General features: G+C 61.2%; 15 protein-coding genes, 1 tRNA gene and 1 riboswitch. Of the genes, 8 read left to right on the plus strand and 8 right to left on the minus strand.

The features are described 5' to 3' along the window. The first annotated feature begins 129 nt into the window (after positions 1-129). Both ACSSVY_RS16225 and ACSSVY_RS16230 read left to right on the plus strand, forming a co-directional pair. The gene (locus tag ACSSVY_RS16225; RefSeq protein ID WP_454270614.1) at positions 130-993 is read left to right on the plus strand and encodes an inositol monophosphatase family protein; all 864 of its coding nucleotides are present in this window, start codon (positions 130-132) and stop codon (positions 991-993) included. A 98-nt stretch (positions 994-1,091) separates the two neighbouring features. After that, a complete protein-coding gene (locus tag ACSSVY_RS16230) occupies positions 1,092-2,879 on the plus strand; it encodes a helix-turn-helix transcriptional regulator (RefSeq protein WP_454270615.1) in 1,788 nt (595 codons plus the stop codon). A 222-nt stretch (positions 2,880-3,101) separates the two neighbouring features. Here the strand turns inward: ACSSVY_RS16230 and gcvP are convergent, their stop codons facing one another. From gcvP to ACSSVY_RS16250, 4 genes are all read right to left on the minus strand, one after another. Then, a complete protein-coding gene (gene gcvP, locus ACSSVY_RS16235) occupies positions 3,102-5,951 on the minus strand; it encodes an aminomethyl-transferring glycine dehydrogenase (RefSeq protein WP_454270616.1) in 2,850 nt (949 codons plus the stop codon). Positions 5,952-6,073: 122 nt separating this feature from the next. After that, positions 6,074-6,433 carry a glycine cleavage system protein GcvH gene (gcvH, locus tag ACSSVY_RS16240; RefSeq protein WP_009818071.1) on the minus strand — a complete coding sequence of 120 codons (360 nt, stop codon included), beginning with the start codon at positions 6,431-6,433 and terminating at the stop codon, positions 6,074-6,076. 21 nt (positions 6,434-6,454) lie between these two features. Continuing rightward, positions 6,455-7,579, minus strand: a complete 1,125-nt coding sequence (gcvT, locus tag ACSSVY_RS16245) for a glycine cleavage system aminomethyltransferase GcvT (RefSeq protein ID WP_454270617.1) — start codon at positions 7,577-7,579, stop codon at positions 6,455-6,457. 165 nt (positions 7,580-7,744) lie between these two features. After that, positions 7,745-7,831, minus strand: a riboswitch (glycine riboswitch). A 31-nt stretch (positions 7,832-7,862) separates the two neighbouring features. After that, positions 7,863-8,315 carry an RrF2 family transcriptional regulator gene (locus ACSSVY_RS16250; protein WP_454270618.1) on the minus strand — a complete coding sequence of 151 codons (453 nt, stop codon included), beginning with the start codon at positions 8,313-8,315 and terminating at the stop codon, positions 7,863-7,865. 59 nt (positions 8,316-8,374) lie between these two features. Between ACSSVY_RS16250 and ACSSVY_RS16255 the strand changes: the two genes are divergently transcribed. Next, entirely contained in the window at positions 8,375-8,980 is a 606-nt protein-coding gene (locus ACSSVY_RS16255; RefSeq protein ID WP_454270619.1) for a gamma-glutamylcyclotransferase family protein, read from the plus strand. Between the two features lie 13 nt (positions 8,981-8,993). After that, positions 8,994-10,256: a DUF2254 domain-containing protein gene (locus ACSSVY_RS16260; RefSeq protein WP_454270620.1), complete on the plus strand. Its 1,263-nt coding sequence runs from the start codon at positions 8,994-8,996 to the stop codon at positions 10,254-10,256. Here the strand turns inward: ACSSVY_RS16260 and gltX are convergent. Next, complete coding sequence (gltX, locus tag ACSSVY_RS16265) at positions 10,240-11,565, minus strand: glutamate--tRNA ligase (RefSeq protein ID WP_454270621.1); 1,326 nt, start codon at positions 11,563-11,565, stop codon at positions 10,240-10,242. The two genes, ACSSVY_RS16260 and gltX, sit on opposite strands and share 17 nt — an antisense overlap. A gap of 65 nt (positions 11,566-11,630) precedes the next feature. After that, positions 11,631-12,962, minus strand: a complete 1,332-nt coding sequence (locus ACSSVY_RS16270) for an MFS transporter (RefSeq protein ID WP_454270622.1) — start codon at positions 12,960-12,962, stop codon at positions 11,631-11,633. Positions 12,963-13,100: 138 nt separating this feature from the next. On the opposite strand from ACSSVY_RS16270, the gene ACSSVY_RS16275 reads away from it, so the two are divergent. Then, positions 13,101-14,027, plus strand: coding sequence for an MBL fold metallo-hydrolase (locus ACSSVY_RS16275; RefSeq protein ID WP_454270623.1), 927 nt, complete (start codon positions 13,101-13,103; stop codon positions 14,025-14,027). Between the two features lie 55 nt (positions 14,028-14,082). Continuing rightward, positions 14,083-14,478, plus strand: a complete 396-nt coding sequence (locus ACSSVY_RS16280) for a metallopeptidase family protein (RefSeq protein ID WP_454270624.1) — start codon at positions 14,083-14,085, stop codon at positions 14,476-14,478. 94 nt (positions 14,479-14,572) lie between these two features. On the opposite strand, the gene ACSSVY_RS16285 is transcribed toward ACSSVY_RS16280, so the two are convergent. Together ACSSVY_RS16285 and ACSSVY_RS16290 are read right to left on the minus strand one after the other, a co-directional pair. After that, a tRNA-Leu gene (locus tag ACSSVY_RS16285) sits at positions 14,573-14,659 on the minus strand. A 100-nt stretch (positions 14,660-14,759) separates the two neighbouring features. After that, on the minus strand, positions 14,760-16,091 hold the full coding sequence (locus tag ACSSVY_RS16290) for a peptidoglycan-binding domain-containing protein (protein WP_454270625.1): 1,332 nt from the start codon (positions 16,089-16,091) through the stop codon (positions 14,760-14,762). Between the two features lie 100 nt (positions 16,092-16,191). Here ACSSVY_RS16290 and lipB point away from each other — a divergent pair, with 100 nt between their 5' ends. Both lipB and ACSSVY_RS16300 read left to right on the plus strand, forming a co-directional pair. After that, a complete protein-coding gene (gene lipB / locus ACSSVY_RS16295; protein WP_454270626.1) occupies positions 16,192-16,875 on the plus strand; it encodes a lipoyl(octanoyl) transferase LipB in 684 nt (227 codons plus the stop codon). 97 nt (positions 16,876-16,972) lie between these two features. Beyond that, positions 16,973-17,362 carry a c-type cytochrome gene (locus ACSSVY_RS16300; RefSeq protein ID WP_454270627.1) on the plus strand — a complete coding sequence of 130 codons (390 nt, stop codon included), beginning with the start codon at positions 16,973-16,975 and terminating at the stop codon, positions 17,360-17,362. The last annotated feature ends 14 nt before the right edge of the window (positions 17,363-17,376 follow it).

Here is a 17,376-nt window from a genome sequence, read left to right on the forward strand (position 1 = left end):
CGACCCGGCTTTTTGTTGGCTGAAATACTCTGGGGGCTCGGGGGTGAAACCTCCGATCTTTTTGGCCATTCCCGCGTTGATTTCAGCCCCCAAGGCTGGCACTCCACCTGCGCACCGACAGGAGATGACATGATCGATTCGCTGCCCATCCCGCTTTCGTCCCCCTTCACCCCGGCGCAGCAGACCATGCTGATCAACCTCGTGCGCCGCGCCGCGCGCGCCGAGATCATGCCGCGCTTTCGCACCGTGACACGGGCCGATGCCACCACCAAATCCGGCCCACATGATCTGGTGACAGAGGCCGATCACCAGACCGAGGCGATGCTCGCCCGGGGACTGCAACGGATGTTCCCGCATGCGCTGATCGTGGGTGAAGAAGCGGTGGCGGCCAAGCCCGCCCTACGCGATGATGTATCCGAAGCAGAACTGGCAATTATCATCGACCCTGTGGATGGCACTTGGAATTTCGTGCATGGCCTTCCACTCTTTGGGGTGATCATCGCGGTCACCCGCTTTGGGCGTCCGGTAATGGGGTTGCTCTATGACCCCGTCTCGGATGACTGGATCATCGCCGACGAAACGTCGCCCGCGCGTCTCGAGGCCGCACTCGGGGTCGCGCGCCCGGCGCGCGTCTCTCGCGGTGGCGAATTGGCGGACCTGCAAGGCTACATGCACTACTACCTGATGTCGCAGTCGCGCCAAGAGCAACTGGCGCCTTTGCTGCCCGCACTTGCACGTTGCATAGCGCTACGCTGTTCCTGCCATGAATACCGGCTCTTGGCTCAGGGCGCGGTGGATTTCGTTATGTCGGATGTTCTGAACCCTTGGGATCATGCGGCGGGCGTCCTTGTCTGCCAACAGGCAGGCGGCGTTGCGCGCATGCTCGATGGGCGCGAGTATTCAACGGCAATCGCCAAAGGCGTATTGCTCAGTGCCGCCGATGAGGCGACATGGAGACGGCTGCGTGATCACTTTGCCTGTCTTTTGGACTGATAAGGCCACAAAGAGACTTTTCATTTGCCTTTAAAATGCCGTGCCTGCATGACTAACTAAAGGCTACGGCCCGTTTTTAACCTCATCGGATTTCAGGTATGACATCGACCCGGCGCATGACGGATCAAATCGACGTTGTAACTCTGTCCGACGCGGACAGGGATGCGGCGATTGACAGACTCTATGACGTAGCGCTCGACCCCGCGCGTTACGAGGCGCTGCTTGACCACTGGGAGAGCGCGATAGGTCCGCTGCGCGCGCGCGTTGACCTGAGCATGCCTCACCTGTTGGATGACCCGCAGATTGCAGAACATTTCCGCCGGGCCACGGAATTCCTTGATCGCTTAGCCCCCGAGGAGACAGGCAATCTTGGGCTGGATGGCATGCTGGTCCCATTCGACCGGGTGCCTGCCTTGCTGTTGGACCGTTGCCGCCACGTCCGCGCGGCCAATCCCGCCGCCCGTCAGGCTATGGCTCTGCCTTCAAAGGCAGAACTGCACGATCTGCCGATCCATGAAGCTGATATGGACGCACTGAGATGCGCGCTCGATATCCTCTTTGACAACCGGGAAAAAGACACCGCTGTTCTTCGGGTGCGTGCCGCGCAGGCCGATCATCTGATCGTTTTCCGCCTGCAGCGTTGCATCGCGGCGGATGGCACGGTCCTCGTCCTAGCAGCGTCAAACGCCGTGAGCATGCCACCGGGGTTCTGTGATATCCTCATGCAAGCGTTTGAGCTGACCCAGACCGAAGCCGATATTCTGTGCCATCTCGTCGATTGCCGTAGTGTCAGTGAGATCGCCGCCGAGCGGGGACGCTCGGTTGACACGGTTCGCGCTCAGATCAAATCGCTGCTCGCCAAGACCGAGACCCATTCTCAGTTGGAACTGGTGCGTCTCGCTCTGTCGTTGATCGACATGACCGCCATGACCGTGCGCGCCGCCCCCGCTCCGCTTGAGGTCAGCAAAGGCTATGCGACGCTGGTGGAACGTGATTTCAAATCCTTGGTGACGCCGGACGGACGGCGGGTGGACTATCTGATCCTTGGCGCGCCACGCGGGAGACCCGTACTCTACCTTCCGCTTGATTTCGGGTTGGTGCGCTGGCCCGCCTCGGCTGAGGCTTGCGCTGCATTGCGCGGCTTAAAGGTGATCGTGCCCCTACGGCCCGGCTATGGCCTGTCGGATATGGTGGACCGAAGCACAGATTATGACACAGCCCTTCTTGATGACACGATGCGGGTATTACGCGCCGAAGCGGTTGGACATTGTCCGATCCTATGCCTCAGCGGAGATGCCTATTATGCCGTCAAGTTGGCCCGTGCAAATCCCTTTGCCTTCAGCGGAATCATCGCGTGCTCCGGCATGTTGCCCCTCACCCGGCGCGAACAGTTCGAGCGTATGCACAAATGGCACCGATTCATCATGGCCGGAGCCAAGTACACGCCGCATCTGTTGCCGTTCATGGTCAAAGCTGGATTTCTTTTGGCCCGAAAGATCGGAAAGCGGACGTTCCTGCACGCAGTCTACGGTAATTCTGCGGCCGATGTCGCCACGATCGAAGATCCAGAAGCCTTTGAGGCGCTCGCCACTGGCTCCGAAGTCGCTCTTTCCGAGCACCACTCTGCGCATGAAGCGTTTTCGCGACAGCTCATTTCCGGCCAGCTTGAAGATTGGAGCGCGGATGTCGAGGCCCTTCGCGGCAAGTTACCCATCGTCTTCATAAACGGTACGCAAGACCCGCAGGTGCCGCTTGCAACCATTGAGGAATTCCGCCGCGACTATGGTTGGATCGAGTTCCACCTGATCGAAGAGGCCGGGCAACTGGCTTTCTTCCGGCACTGGCGCATCGTTCTCGAGCGTTTGATGCCAATGCTTGCGGATTAATGACGGCCTTACCCAATTTGGGGGATGACAGACTCATATTACTCACATTAGCGTGAAATTACGTGATCAGAGCGGACCGTGTGAGTGATGGCGCACCCGTTCCTATCGCATATCCGGCTCAAGTTTTTGGGTCGGACACTTTTTAAGGTAGATTTTTCAGCATAACGAAAGGCGGCCCCCCAAAGGCCGCCTTTTTTCGTTTCTCACAGGTCATTGAGCAGATCATTCCGCGGCCTCGGCATAATCCTCGAGCGGCGGGCAGGTGCAGACCAGATGCCGGTCGCCGTAAACATTGTCCACCCGGTTGACCGGCGGCCAGTATTTGTCCACGCGGAAGGCGCCCGGCGGGAAGCATCCCTGTTCACGGCTATAGGGCCGATCCCAATCCTTGACGAGATCCTCCATCGTGTGCGGTGCATTCTTGAGCGGGTTGTTCTCCGCATCAATCCGGCCTTCTTCGATGTCGCGAATCTCTTCGCGGATGGCCAGCATCGCGTCGCAGAAGCGGTCAAGCTCGGCCTTGGTCTCGCTCTCGGTCGGCTCCACCATCAGCGTGCCCGCCACCGGCCAGCTCATCGTCGGCGCATGGAACCCGCAATCAATCAGCCGCTTGGCGATGTCGTCCACGGTCACGCCCGCACTCTCGGCAAAGGGGCGCACATCAAGGATGCACTCATGCGCCACCCGGCCACCCCGGCCCTTGTAAAGCACCGGAAAGGCCCCTTCGAGCCGCTTGGCGATGTAGTTGGCGTTGAGGATTGCAACCCGTGTTGCCTGCGTCAGCCCCGCACCGCCCATCATCAGGCAATAGGCCCATGAAATCGGCAAGAGCGAGGGCGAGCCAAACGGCGCGGCGCTAACCGGCCCCTCGGCCCCGCCGGTTTCGGGATGCCCCGGCAAATGTGGCACCAGATGCGCCTTGACGCCAATCGGCCCCATGCCGGGACCGCCGCCACCATGCGGGATGCAGAAGGTCTTATGCAGGTTGAGATGGCTCACGTCGCCCCCCAGATCACCGGGGCGCGAGAGGCCCACCATGGCATTCATATTGGCCCCGTCGATATAGACCTGCCCGCCATGTCCATGCGTGATCTCGCAAACTTCGCGCACCGTTTCCTCGAATACGCCATGGGTTGACGGATAGGTGATCATGCAGCCGGCAAGGTTCTCCGAGTGCTTCTCGGCCTTGGCGCGGAAATCCTCCACGTCGATATCGCCATTCTCGGCGGATTTGACGACAACCACATCCCAGCCCACCATCTGCGCGCTTGCCGGGTTGGTGCCATGGGCGCTGACGGGGATCAGGCACACGCGGCGATGCCCCTGCCCCTGCGCCCGGTGATAGGCAGAAATGGTCAAGAGCCCCGCATATTCCCCCTGCGCGCCGGAATTGGGCTGCATGGAAATGGCGGCATAGCCGGTGATGTCACAGAGCTTGGCGCTCAGATCGTCGATCATCTCTTTATAGCCAAGCGCCTGATCGGCAGGCACAAAGGGATGCAAGAGCGAGAATTCGCGCCAACTGACCGGCATCATCTCGGCGGCGGAATTGAGCTTCATCGTGCAGGACCCAAGCGGGATCATCGCGCGATCCAGCGCCAGATCACGATCCGCCAGACGCCGCATGTAACGCATCATCTCCGTCTCGGCGCGGTTCATATGGAAAATCGGATGGGTCAGATAATCGCTCTCGCGCTGCAACGCATCGGGGATGCGGTATTCGGGCGTGAAATCGGCATCCTCCATGATGATGCCAAAGGCCCGCCAGACCGCCTCGATGGTGGCCGTGCGGCTGCGCTCGTCGAGCGTGATGCCGATCCGCGTCTCCCCCACGCGGCGCAGGTTGATCCCTTCGCGCACCGCCGATTGCAGCACGCCACGCTGCAAGAGCCCCACATCGACCGTGATCGTGTCAAAGAAATCACCCGGCTCCACATGAAAGCCCGCCGCCTCCAGCCCCTTGGCCAGACGCACCGTCTTGCGGTGGATGCGCTGAGCGATGGCGCGCAGCCCTTTGGGACCGTGAAACACCGCATACATCGACGCCATGACCGCCAAGAGCGCCTGCGCGGTGCAGACGTTCGAGGTGGCCTTTTCGCGGCGGATATGTTGCTCGCGGGTTTGCAGGCTCAGGCGGTAGGCGCGGTTGCCGTGGCTGTCGATGGACACGCCCACAATCCGCCCCGGCATGGCGCGCTTGTAGGCATCCTTGGTCGCCATGTAGGCGGCATGCGGTCCGCCATAGCCCACCGGCACACCAAAGCGTTGCGTCGAACCCACGGCGATATCCGCCCCCATCGCCCCCGGCTCCTTGAGCAGCGTCAATGCCAGCGGATCGGCAATCACGATGCCCAGCGCGCCGCTGTCATGCAGGGCTGCAATCTCGGGGGTGAAATCGCGCAGCGTGCCATAGGTGCCGGGATACTGAAAAATCGCGGCAAAGACCTTGTCCGCCTCCAGATCATCCGGGCTGCCCACGATCACCTCGATCCCCAGAGGCGCGGCGCGGGTCTGGATCACCGCGATATTCTGTGGATGGCAGTTTTCATCGACGAAAAACGCCTTGGCCTTGGATTTGGCCACGCGCTGCGCCATGGTCATGGCCTCTGCCGCCGCCGTCGCTTCATCCAAGAGCGAGGCATTGGCGATTTCCAGCCCGGTCAGATCGCTGACCATGGTCTGAAAGTTCAACAGCGCCTCAAGCCGCCCTTGGCTGATCTCCGGCTGATAGGGGGTGTAGGCCGTGTACCACGCCGGATTTTCAAAGATGTTCCGCTGGATCGCAGGCGGCGTCACCGTGCCATGATAGCCCTGCCCGATGAGCGAGGTCAGAACCTTGTTCTTGGACGCGGTCTGCCACATGTGGAATTGCAATTCCTGCTCGGACTTCGGCTTGCCGAAATCGAGCGGTTTTTCCTGACGGATGGATTTCGGCACCGTTTCATCAATCAGCGCCTCGAGAGATGCGACACCCAGAACCTTGAACATCTCGGTCATTTCCTCGGGCGAGGGGCCGATATGGCGGCGATTGGCGAAGTCATAGGGCAGATAATCGGTCGCTTTGAACGACATGGGTTTGTCCTCATCAGATCGCGCAGGCGGCATCACGCCAACCTGCTGCTTCTTTTTGGCAAAAATACTCCCGCCGGAGGCCCGAAACTCTTTGGGGCCGTCCGCACCTCCGGCGGGCGGGTTCAGGCGATATGGGCCTGATAGGCGGCCTCATCCATATACTCATCCATCTGGCTGGGATCGGCCGGCTTGATCTTGAAGAACCAGGCATCGCCCATCGGGTCTTCATTGACCTTGCCCGGATCATCAAGCAGGGCCTCGTTGACCTCGACGATCTCGCCGTCAATGGGGGCAAGAATATCCGAGGCGGCCTTGACGCTTTCGATCACCACAACGCCATCATCCTTGACCACCTCCCGGCCCACCTCGGGCAGGTCGACAAAGACCACATCGCCGAGTTGCTCGCTGGCGTGCTCGGTGATGCCCACGACCACGACGTCATCTTCGACGCGCAGCCATTCATGTTCTTCAGTAAATTTCATCGCTTTCAGGCTCCCTGTTGCTCAGCGTTTGAAAGTGGCGGGGGTAAAGGGCAGCTTGGCCACCCGGACGGGCAGGCGTTTGCCGCGCACCTCACCGTATAGCTCTGTACCCTCAGAGGCCAAGCCCTGAGGGACATAGCCCATCGACATCGGCGCCTCGATGGTCGGGCCAAAGGCGCCAGAGGTTACATGACCTACAGGCTCGCCTCCTTCGACATCTGCGAAAAGCACCGTTCCCTCGCGCATCGGTGCGCGCCCCTCTGGGCGCAGGCCGACGCGGGCGCGGGGGGCACCCTGATGCAATTCGTTCAGGATACGCTCGGCGCCCGGAAATCCGCCCGCGCGCGTGCCACCCGAGCGGCGGACCTTCTGGATGGCCCAACTCAGACTGGCCTCGACCGGGGTGGTGCCGATGTCGATGTCATGGCCATAAAGGCACAAACCCGCCTCAAGCCGCAGGCTGTCGCGCGCACCCAATCCAATCGGTTCGACATCCTCATGCGCCAAGAGAGCGCGCGCGAGCCGGTCTGCCTGCGTCTCGGGCATCGAAATCTCGAACCCATCCTCGCCCGTGTACCCCGAACGCGAAATCCACAGCTCGCCAAACTCCGAGCCGAAGATGCCCACATCCATAAAGCGCATCGCGGCCACGCCCGGCACCATCGCCTCCAGCACCGCCTCGGCGGCGGGGCCTTGCAAGGCCAAAAGCGCGCGGTCGGTGATTTCCTCGACCGTGACCCCCGGCAATCCAGCCCGCATATGCGCGAGATCGGCACCCTTGCAGGCGGCATTGACCACAACGAACATGTGATTGCCCCGGTTGGCCAGCATCAGATCATCCAGAATGCCGCCCGTTTCATTGGTAAACATGCCATAGCGTTGCCGCATCACGCCAAGACCCAACAGGTCGACGGGCACCAACCCCTCGATTGCCTGCGCGAGGGCGGCATATCCACCCGGCGCGCGCAGGATCACTTGTCCCATGTGGCTCACGTCAAAGAGGCCAGCCTTGGCGCGACAATGCAGATGTTCCTTCATCACGCCCATGGGATATTGCACCGGCATGTCATAGCCTGCGAAAGGCACCATCTTGGCCCCCAACTCGCGGTGCAACGCATTCAACGGCGTTATTTGCAGATCAGACATCCGCATCCTTCCCTTTGCTCTGGTCCGGATCGTCTGTCGATCAGTCCGGCACCGCCAAAGCGCAAAACCCATCACAGGCCGCGCCACGATGCCCCCTCTGTCCTTTCGCCTGAGATCGCTATCCCGTCGGCGCCCCGCTCAAGATCGGGGTCTCTCCAGAGTTCCGTGATCGGGTAGGTCCTTGCGCCTGAGAGTTTCCGGGGCGGTTGCTCCTTCGGCACTGGCGCGTGCCAGTTCTCCCTATCCGATCTGTGGTAGACGCTAGTATACAGCGCGCGCCAGTTCAAGCCTGTTTGATACAGGGGGCCGCTGAAAAGATCGTGAAGAGCGCCTCGTTGTCGCAGACCAGCGCATCCAGCGTCACCTCGTCGAGATGCGCATAAAACGCCTCGACCGCATCAACCAGCGCCACCCGCAAGCGGCAGGCATCGGTCAGAGGACAGGTGTTGTCGACATCGGCAAAACACTCCGCCACCGGCGTGTTCTGCTCCAACTGGCGAAATACATCACCCACAGTGATCTCTGTCATCGGACGCCCGAGGCGCACGCCGCCCGTGCGCCCACGCTGGGTATAGAGGAAACCCAACTGTGACAGTCGATTGATGATCTGCGCCAAATGGCTCTCAGATGTGTTGCAGCGCTCGGCAATCTCGGCTTTGGTGACGAGACGGTCATTGTTCGAGGCGCAAAACATCAACAGCCGAATGGCGATATTGGTCCGTTTGGTGATCCGCATGATTGGCCCTGACCTCTGATTGACTGCGCCAAGTCTTGCGTCGAAACGGGCATGTGACCATGATTCAGATCAAAACCGGGACGGAAACCTTGATTGGAAACTCATATTTCTTTGGATACGGCAGCCTCGTGAACCGCGCGAGCCACTCCTTTGCCAGTGCAATTCCCGCTCGACTGACAGGATGGCGGCGGGTTTGGCGACACACGGACCTGCGGCCTGTGGCCTATCTGACGGTTGTGCCCGACCCGGAGGCGGAAATTGACGGGCTCATCGCCCCCGTACCCGAAGCCGACTGGCCCGCTCTCGATCTCCGCGAGGCGGCTTATGTCCGCGCGACGGCAACACATCAGGTGCGCCACACCCTTCCCCATACCCCAAACATCGCTGTCTACACGATCCCGGATGGGTATCACGGTGCGCCAACGCAGGCGCATCCAATCTTGCTCAGCTATCTCGACGTTGTCGTCCAAGGCTATTTGCACGAGTTTGGCGTAGCGGGCGTGCAGCGTTTCTTTGACACCACTCTCGGCTGGGACGCGCCCGTTCTGGACGATCGAGCAAAACCACTCTATCCCCGTCACCAAAGCCTCAGCACGTTTGAGCGCACTCAGACGGACCATCACCTGGACCGGTTGGGCGTCTCTCTCATAGACCATTCCGATTGACAAAGGCCCGCGCGTGAAAATTCAAATCCTTTCAACCACGGCCCTTTATCTGCTGCGCTTCAGCCGCAAACTCTGGCTCAGGGTCGCGCTCTTTGCCCTATTGGCGGTGCTGGCCTCTGCGGCTGCCATTTTACTAAACCAGCACATCCCCAACACTCTGAAGGAACGCTTCACGCCAGACGCCGTGATGCCGATCCTGACAATTCTAGCCTCTAGCATGCTGGCGGTGAGCACCTTCTCTCTGAATGTCATGGTGACGGCACATAATGCCGCCGCCGGACAGACAACGCCGAGGGTTCACAGAATTCTATTGGCAGACACAACCACCCACACAGTTCTGGCCACCTTCATCGGCGCTTTTGTCTATGCGCTGAGCGCAATCATCCTCTTCAAGTCAGGCTTTTATCCCGAAGGGGCCAGCGTGTTGGTGCTGGGCTTTACCGTGGTGGTGGTGGTGCTGGTGGTTCTGGCGCTTTTGCGGTGGATCAACCGATTGAGCGATCTGGGCAGCATGGACGCGACGCTTCATTCCATCGAGCAGGAGGCGCACCACTGCCTGGCCCGCGCTCGTAATCTGCCGGCCCTCGGTGCAAGGTGCCTGACCGCGTCCACTGTCTTGCCGACCGACGCGCGGCCTCTCAAAGCCCCGGCCACCGGGTATCTGCAATTGATCGACATGCACGCCATCAGCGAAAAGCTGAGAACGGATCAGACCCGCGTCTACATCTATGTTCGACCCGGCGACTATTTGATCAAAGGCCAGACCATCGGCCATGCCACAGGTCTGCGCGAGGACGACTCAAACGCCATCTGCCAGAGCCTGACCATCGCCGCAAACCGCAGCTTTGAACAGGATGCGGCTTACGGGCTTCTGGTCCTCTCCGAAACCGCGTCACGGGCGCTCTCACCGGGGATCAATGATCCGGGCACCGCAATCGCCGTTGTATGCCGTCAGGAGAAGCTCTTGCTCGATTGGGCCAATGCCACACCCAACGAAACCAGCCCGCGATTTCCGCGCCTCTTTATGCCTGATATGTCGCGCGCAGCGATGATTGAGAACGCGTTTCTCGGGGTGGCCCGCGATGGGGCCGGTCAGATTGAGGTGGCCCTGCGCCTGCAACACGCTCTCGCGCGCCTTGCCGTCGCACCCGACCATGATCTGGCCGAGGCGGCGCGCGACATGGCGCAGCACGCATTGGAACACGCTGAATTAGCGCTGACCCTTGAGCGTGACAAGTCGCGGTTACGCGCGGCGGTGCTCAGCCCTTCGCCTTGATCACCTGCAAGAGCGGCAGCACCTGCGCCATTTCCGGCCCATGCACTTGGCCTGTCAGCGCCTTGCGCAGCGGCATGAAAAGACCCTTGCCCTTGCGGCCCGTGGCCTCTTTGACGGCACTCGTCCACTTGCCCCAGGTCTCTGCATCATGCGGACCCTCAGGCAAGAGCGCCATCGCTTGCGCCACAAACTCCCGATCCTCGTCCTCGATCACCGGCTCTGCCCCATCCCGAAAGAGCACCCACCACCCCTCAAGGTCCTTGAGCGTGGTGATATTCTCGCGCGTGACTTCCCAGAATTGCGGGGCCAGTGCCTCGGGCACGCCGATCTCCGCGATCTTGCCCGCCACCGCCTCGAACGGCAGCGCCGCCAGATGCCGCGCGGTCAGCGGAAAGAGGTCATTCTCATCGAACTTGGTCGGCGCAGAGCCAAACCGCTCGATATCAAAGCCCTCGATCAACTGCGCCATCTCCGTACGCAGCTCCACCGGATCAGCCGACCCCAACCGCGCCATCAGGCTCAAGAGCGCCATCGGCTCGATCCCCTGCGCGCGCAGGTCGCGCAATGACAGCGCGCCCAGACGTTTCGACAGCGCCTCGCCCTGCGGACCCGTCAAGAGCGAGTGATGCGCGAACTGCGGTGGTTTTGCCCCTAGCGCCTCGATGATCTGGATTTGCGTGGCGGTATTGGTCACATGGTCCGAGCCGCGCACGATATGCGTAACGCCCATGTCCACATCATCCACCACCGATGCCAGCGTATAGAGCACCTGACCATCGCCGCGAATGAGAACCGGATCACTGACCGAGGCCGCATCAATCGAAATATCGCCCAAAATGCCGTCGCGCCACTCGATCCGCTCCTGGATCAGTTTGAACCGCCACACGCCATTGCCCCGCTCTGCGCGCAGCTTGTCCTTCTCCGCGTCGCTCAGCGCAAGCGCCGCACGGTCATAGACCGGCGGGCGGCCCATGTTGAGCTGCTTCTTGCGCTTGAGGTCGAGTTCCGTCGGTGTCTCGAACGCCTCATAGAACCGCTCCATGCTGCGCAGCTTGTCCGCCGCTTCGGCATAACGGTCCAGTCGCAGCGATTGCCGCTCGATCCGGTCCCAATGCAGGCCCAGCCACTCCAGATCCTGCTTGAGCGCATCGACATAGGCTTCTTTCGAGCGTTCAGCGTCGGTGTCGTCGATCCGCAGGATAAACGTGCCCCCCGCGCGCCGGGCAATGAGATAGTTCATCAGCGCGGTGCGCAGATTGCCGACATGGATATAGCCGGTGGGCGACGGGGCAAAGCGGGTGGTGATCATGGGTGTCTCCTGACTCTGTCGCGCGATGTGTCACAGCCGTGCCCGATTGTCCAGATTGCGGCGGATCAGCCTTGAGTGGGCCAAACGCGATGTTCATCGTCAATCACCAAAGGGTGCACGTGCTTGCGGCCGCCATGGGCGCGCAAATGCGGATGATCGGGCGGCAGATCGGGATGCTCATGCCGGGGCGCGTCCGGCAGGTCGGCAGGCCATAGCCACGCCGCTGCAAGCAGCCCCAAAACCGCCAAACCGGCCAGCAGCATCAGGGCCGGCCCCATCCCAAGCATCTGCCCAGCCCATCCCGCCAGAGGATAGCTCACCAGCCAGCAGGCATGGCTGAGCGCGAACTGCGCGGCAAAGACCGCCGGGCGATCCTCGGCATGGGCCGAGCGCCGCAAGAGCCGCCCCGACGGCGTGAGAACGCCAGAGTAAAGAAACCCGATCATGGCCCAACTCAGCAGGAACACGCCCCAGTCCGTTACCCCACCACGCCAAAGCACCGCCCCCATGACCAATGCCACAATAATCAAGCCCCGCGCGGCCATCACCATCACACGCCGATCCGTCACATGACCCAGCAGCCGCGGCAGCATCAACGCGGCACCCATGGACCCCGCCCCGAAGGCGGCCATGGCCAGCGCCAAGTCACTCTCGCTCCCGCCATAACCGCTCCGCACCAACACCACCGTGTTCACAAGCACGAATGCCCCGACAGAGGCCGCGGCGAAATTGAGCGCCAACAACCCACGCAGCCGGGGTGTAGCCAGGTAAATGCGCAACCCCCGAAAGAGACGCTCGCGAAAGGGACGATCTGCCACCGTGCCATGCACCATCGGAACTGCGGTTACAGCCACCAACAACGCAGATCCCACAAACCCAGCGACCGTGCCCAGAAATAGCCAGTGATAGCTCATCACCATCAACAAAACGCCTGCAAGCGCCGGGCTGACCATATTCTCCAGATCATAGGCCACCCGTGACAAAGACAGCGCGCGTGTATAGTCCCGCTCATCCGGGAGCACATCAGGCAGCACCGCCTGATAGGCCGGGGTGAAGGTGGCCGAGGCAGCCTGCAAGATGAAGATCAACGCGTAGATCTGCCACAGATCACTCACAAAAGGCAGACACAGTCCGACAGCCGCACGCAACAGGTCGGCCCCGATCAACACTCCCTTGCGCGGCAGGCGTTGCACCACGGCCTGCGCTACGGGTGACAGTCCCACATAGGCAACCATCTTGATCGTATAGGCAGTACCCAGAACCAATCCCGCGCGATCCCCCGACAGATCATAGGCCAACAGGCCGAGCGCAACGCTCAACAGGCCCGTACCAATCAACGCCACGACCTGAGCACAGAATAGGCGGGCGTAATCGCGGTTTTGAAAAAGGGTGAACATGGCCGCAAGCGAGCCTTTGGTGCGGGGCTTTAGAAGGAACGATTACAGACGCGCTGATACCTCAATTTTGTGTGAACGATAACTGCACTACATCAAATTACGCTACTCTCTGTGAGGAACAAAAAACAGGAGGTTTTCATGTCCCACATTACTCTCACCCGCCGCGCGGTTCTCGGATCAGCCGCTGCGCTCCCGCTGGCCGGCATCGCCGGAACATCCGCACGCGCAGCAGCGCCGATGCTGGGGGCTGCCACCACACGGTTCAATCGGGTGACGCTCGGGGATTTCGAGGTGACGACCCTGCTCGCCGCCACCATGCCGCGCCCTGAACCGCAGACGATCTTTGGCCTCAACGTCAGCGCCGAGGAATTTGCGCAGGTCTCTGCCGCCAACAATATTCCCATCGATCAGGCGCAGTTCTTCTTTACGCCCACCGTGATCAACACCGGTGCCGAGCTTGTGCTCTTTGACACCGGTCTCAATCCCGAGGCGATCACCGGCGCGCTCGCCGCTGCGGGTTACACCCCCGATCAGGTCGATGTGGTGGTCATCACCCATATGCACGGCGACCATATCGGCGGCCTGATGGGCGAAGGCGGCACCGCCACCTTCCCGAATGCCCGCTACGTGACCGCCAGCACCGAATACGATCACTGGGCGGCGGCTGGCAACGAAGGGTTCGACGCCAAGATGCGCCCGCTGGCCGAAAAGACCGAGATGATCGGTGACGGGGCCAGCGTGGCCTCGGGCATCACCGCCATGTCCGCCCCCGGCCATACCCCCGGCCACACCGCCTATATGATCGAGAGCGGCGGCAAATCGCTGGCTATCGCCGCCGATTTCGCCAATCACTACGTCTGGTCGCTTGGGTATCCTGATTGGGAGGTCAAGTTCGACATGGACAAGGCACAGGCCGCCGCCACCCGCCGCAAGGTTCTGGATATGCTGGCCGCCGATAAGGTGCCGTTCATCGGCTATCACATGCCCTTCCCCGCCGTGGGCTATGTCGAAACGCGCGGCGACGGGTTCCAATATGTGCCCGCGAGCTATCAGTTGATGCTCTGATTGGACGACGCGGGGGCGGATTTACATTTCCGCCCCTGCCCCCCATATGCCGGGCATGGACAGCCCCGCCCCCGATCTCGCCAGCTTTGAGGATATGGCCCGCGCGGCCATAGCCGCCCTGCCCCCGGCGTTTCGACCTGCGGCGCAAGAGGTGGCATTGCTGGTCGTGGACTGGCCCCCCCAACATCTGCTCGACGAGATGGAGATTGACGATCCACTTGATCTGACAGGCCTCTACGAAGGCATCCCGCTCACCGAGAAATCCCACTTTGATCAGCCGCTTGGCCCCGATACGATCTGGCTCTTCCGCGAACCGATCCTCGACGAGTGGCGCGACCGGGGCGATATTGATCTGGCCGATTTGATCACGCATGTGGTGGTGCATGAATTCGCGCATCACTTCGGCTGGTCGGACGCGGATATCGCCACCATTGACCGCTGGTGGGAATGACCCTGCGGCAACCTGCGCCAGCCACGCTCACCTCGTCACCACGTCATATGTCCGGACTGTATTTTGATCAGATTTCAACCCAAGACGGGTGAAATGGTGCGGTCGAGAGGACTCGAACCTCCACGGGTGTTACCCCACAGCGACCTCAACGCTGCGCGTCTACCAATTCCGCCACGACCGCACGTGATCAGGTAGGTGCGGGCCGTATATGCAAACTAATCAGGCTTGTGAAGGGGCAAAACACATTGCCCCTCCGGTTTTTCAAACGATGCACTGCGCGCCTATTCCAACTTGAATGTCGGCAGGGTTGCAACCGGCTGCACGCTCTCTGAAGCGTCCGCCGCTGCGCCCTGCGTTTTGAACGCCGCCTTGCGCAAAAGCCCGGTGCGCTCAGTGTTGCCGGGGGCGAAAACGGGCTCTGCGCCGCGCTCGATCGCCTCAACAGCCCCTTGATACCATGCCAGGGCCAGATCAGGGCGCCGCGTTGTGCCAAAGCCTTCGTTCAGGTGATGTCCCATCAACTCACCGTAAGGTTCCTCGCCCAAGGCTGTAAGCAACAGGGCAGAGCCAAGCGCCACGTTCATATTGTCGATCCGGTAGCCCACCGAAAGACAGATTTTCGCCGTTCCCGACAATTGCGCCGGGGATTGCCCCGATTGGAGCACGAAACCGCGCACGTTCTGCACGACCTCTTCGCGTGAATTCAGCGAGAGCGCCGCCACATGATCCCGCATCGCAGGCTCAAAGGCGCGGCACTGTTCTTCCAGTTGTGCCGGTGTCACGCCCTTGAGAGCGGCCGCCATCGTCTCGCCTTCGGCAATCGCATATGTACGTGCGAGGCAGAACTGCTCGTTCAGCGCAACGCGCGAATCGCCCAGCGACGCCTCAGTTACAAAACCGCCGTTTGAATTGGTGATCAGACTGACCTGATTACAATGCGATGCCAGAGACGGACCTTCGCCGCCCGAGGCCATGAGATTGGGCAGCGCGGCGAATCCGACTGCAGCCGGGGCCGCAACCGGAGCCGTGCTTGCCGCCGGCACCTGCGCCGCCTCTGGAATGGAGGCCATCACTGGCGACGGCGCTGTCGGCACAGGCACGGGCGCCGCCGCATAGGTCGGCACGCCGACGGCCTCGTCGCGATAGGCATGCAACAGTCCGCGCGTCCCCTGTCCGCGTTGCGCGATCAACTGCGCGGTGGCCGCTCCGCTGCTCTGTGCGCGGTAATACGAGCTGATCAAAAACTGACGCTCGTAATCGGCCAGATAGCCGGTCGCAGGATAGCCCATATGCGCCTGAAACTGCGCCGCCGCGTCGCGGGTGTTGCGGCCGCGCACGCCATCAGGTGACCCTGCCGGAAAGCCAAAGTAATTCAGCGCTGTCTGTTCTTCGCGGACTTGCTGGCGCTCGACCGTGTTGACCGGAGCCGGAGCCTGATAGACCCGCCGCGTCGTGGTCGTGGTTTGTTGTTTGCGTTCCCGCGCTTTGGCGCTTTCGTTCACGATGATGCCACTGACGGCACCACCAACCAGCCCCCCGACCAGTCCATCCTTGAAATCCGCATGGGCTACGCCCGCAGGCACTGCCACCGATGCCGCCAATGCAGCCATCATAATTCGTTTTGAAAACATCTCTCATCTCCCCTAAGCAGGTGCAAAACTCGATAGGACAATCTACCACAAGTTTTCCCTTACACGTAGACAGAGTCAAACCTTGCCGCTCAAAACCCCTATTGCAATCGACCAAACGGGTGTGGAATGGCACCTCTCCGCCGATCTTGTGCCCTATCCGGTGGCCGTAGCCGCGATGGAGGAGCGTGTTGCGCGAATCGCCGACGGCACCGCAGCCGAGGCGATCTGGCTCTTAGAGCATCCGCCGCTCTACACCGCCGGCACCTCGGCCAAACCGGCGGATTTGACCGATCCTGACCGCTTTCCCGTCTATGAGGCGAAACGCGGCGGGCAATATACCTATCATGGCCCCGGTCAGCGCGTCGTCTACATCATGCTCGACGTGGGCAAGCGGGGCCGCGATGTGCGTTGCTTCGTGCGCCAACTGGAAGACTGGGTCATCGCCACGCTGGCCGAATTCAATGTGATTGGGGAAATACGACCGGGTCGCGTGGGTGTCTGGGTCACCCGACCTGACAAACCGCTCACAGCCACAGGCCAACCGGCTGAGGACAAGATCGCCGCCATCGGCATCCGCCTGCGCAAATGGATCAGCTTTCACGGTATCTCGATCAACGTCGAACCCGACCTGGAGCATTTCACCGGCATCGTGCCCTGCGGGATCACAGACCACGGCGTGACCTCTCTCGTGGACCTAGGCCTGCCGGTCACCATGGCCGACCTCGATGTGGCTCTGCGTCAGAGCTTTTCACAGGCATTTGACTGAGGCAAACCACAGCCTCTACCAAAGTTGGAGGTTGCAAGCCGGGGCAGTCGGGCTATGGTTACACCCGGAATGCAACCAAACCCCAATGAGGTAGCTCATGAAGACCCTTCTCGCCGCTTCCGCCACGCTCGTGGCGCTCTCCCTGCCCGCTTTCGCCGAAGGCGACGCCGCCAAAGGCGAAAAAGAATTCAACAAATGCAAAGCCTGCCACATGATCGCCTCGGACAGCGAAACGATCGTCAAGGGCGGCAAGACCGGCCCGAATCTCTATGGTGTGATTGGCCGCACGGCGGGCAGCGTCGAGGACTTCAAGTATTCTGACGGTCTGGCCGCAAAAGGGGCCGAGGGTCTGGTTTGGGACGAGGCAGAGCTTGCAGCCTATGTCAAAGACCCGAGCGAATATCTGGGCAGCCGCTCCAAGATGACCTTCAAGCTCGCCAAGGGCGGCGAGGATGTGGCCGCCTATCTGGCGACCTTCTCGCAGTAAGCCCAAGCCAGACC

This window comes from Roseovarius sp. MBR-51 (assembly GCF_053628575.1).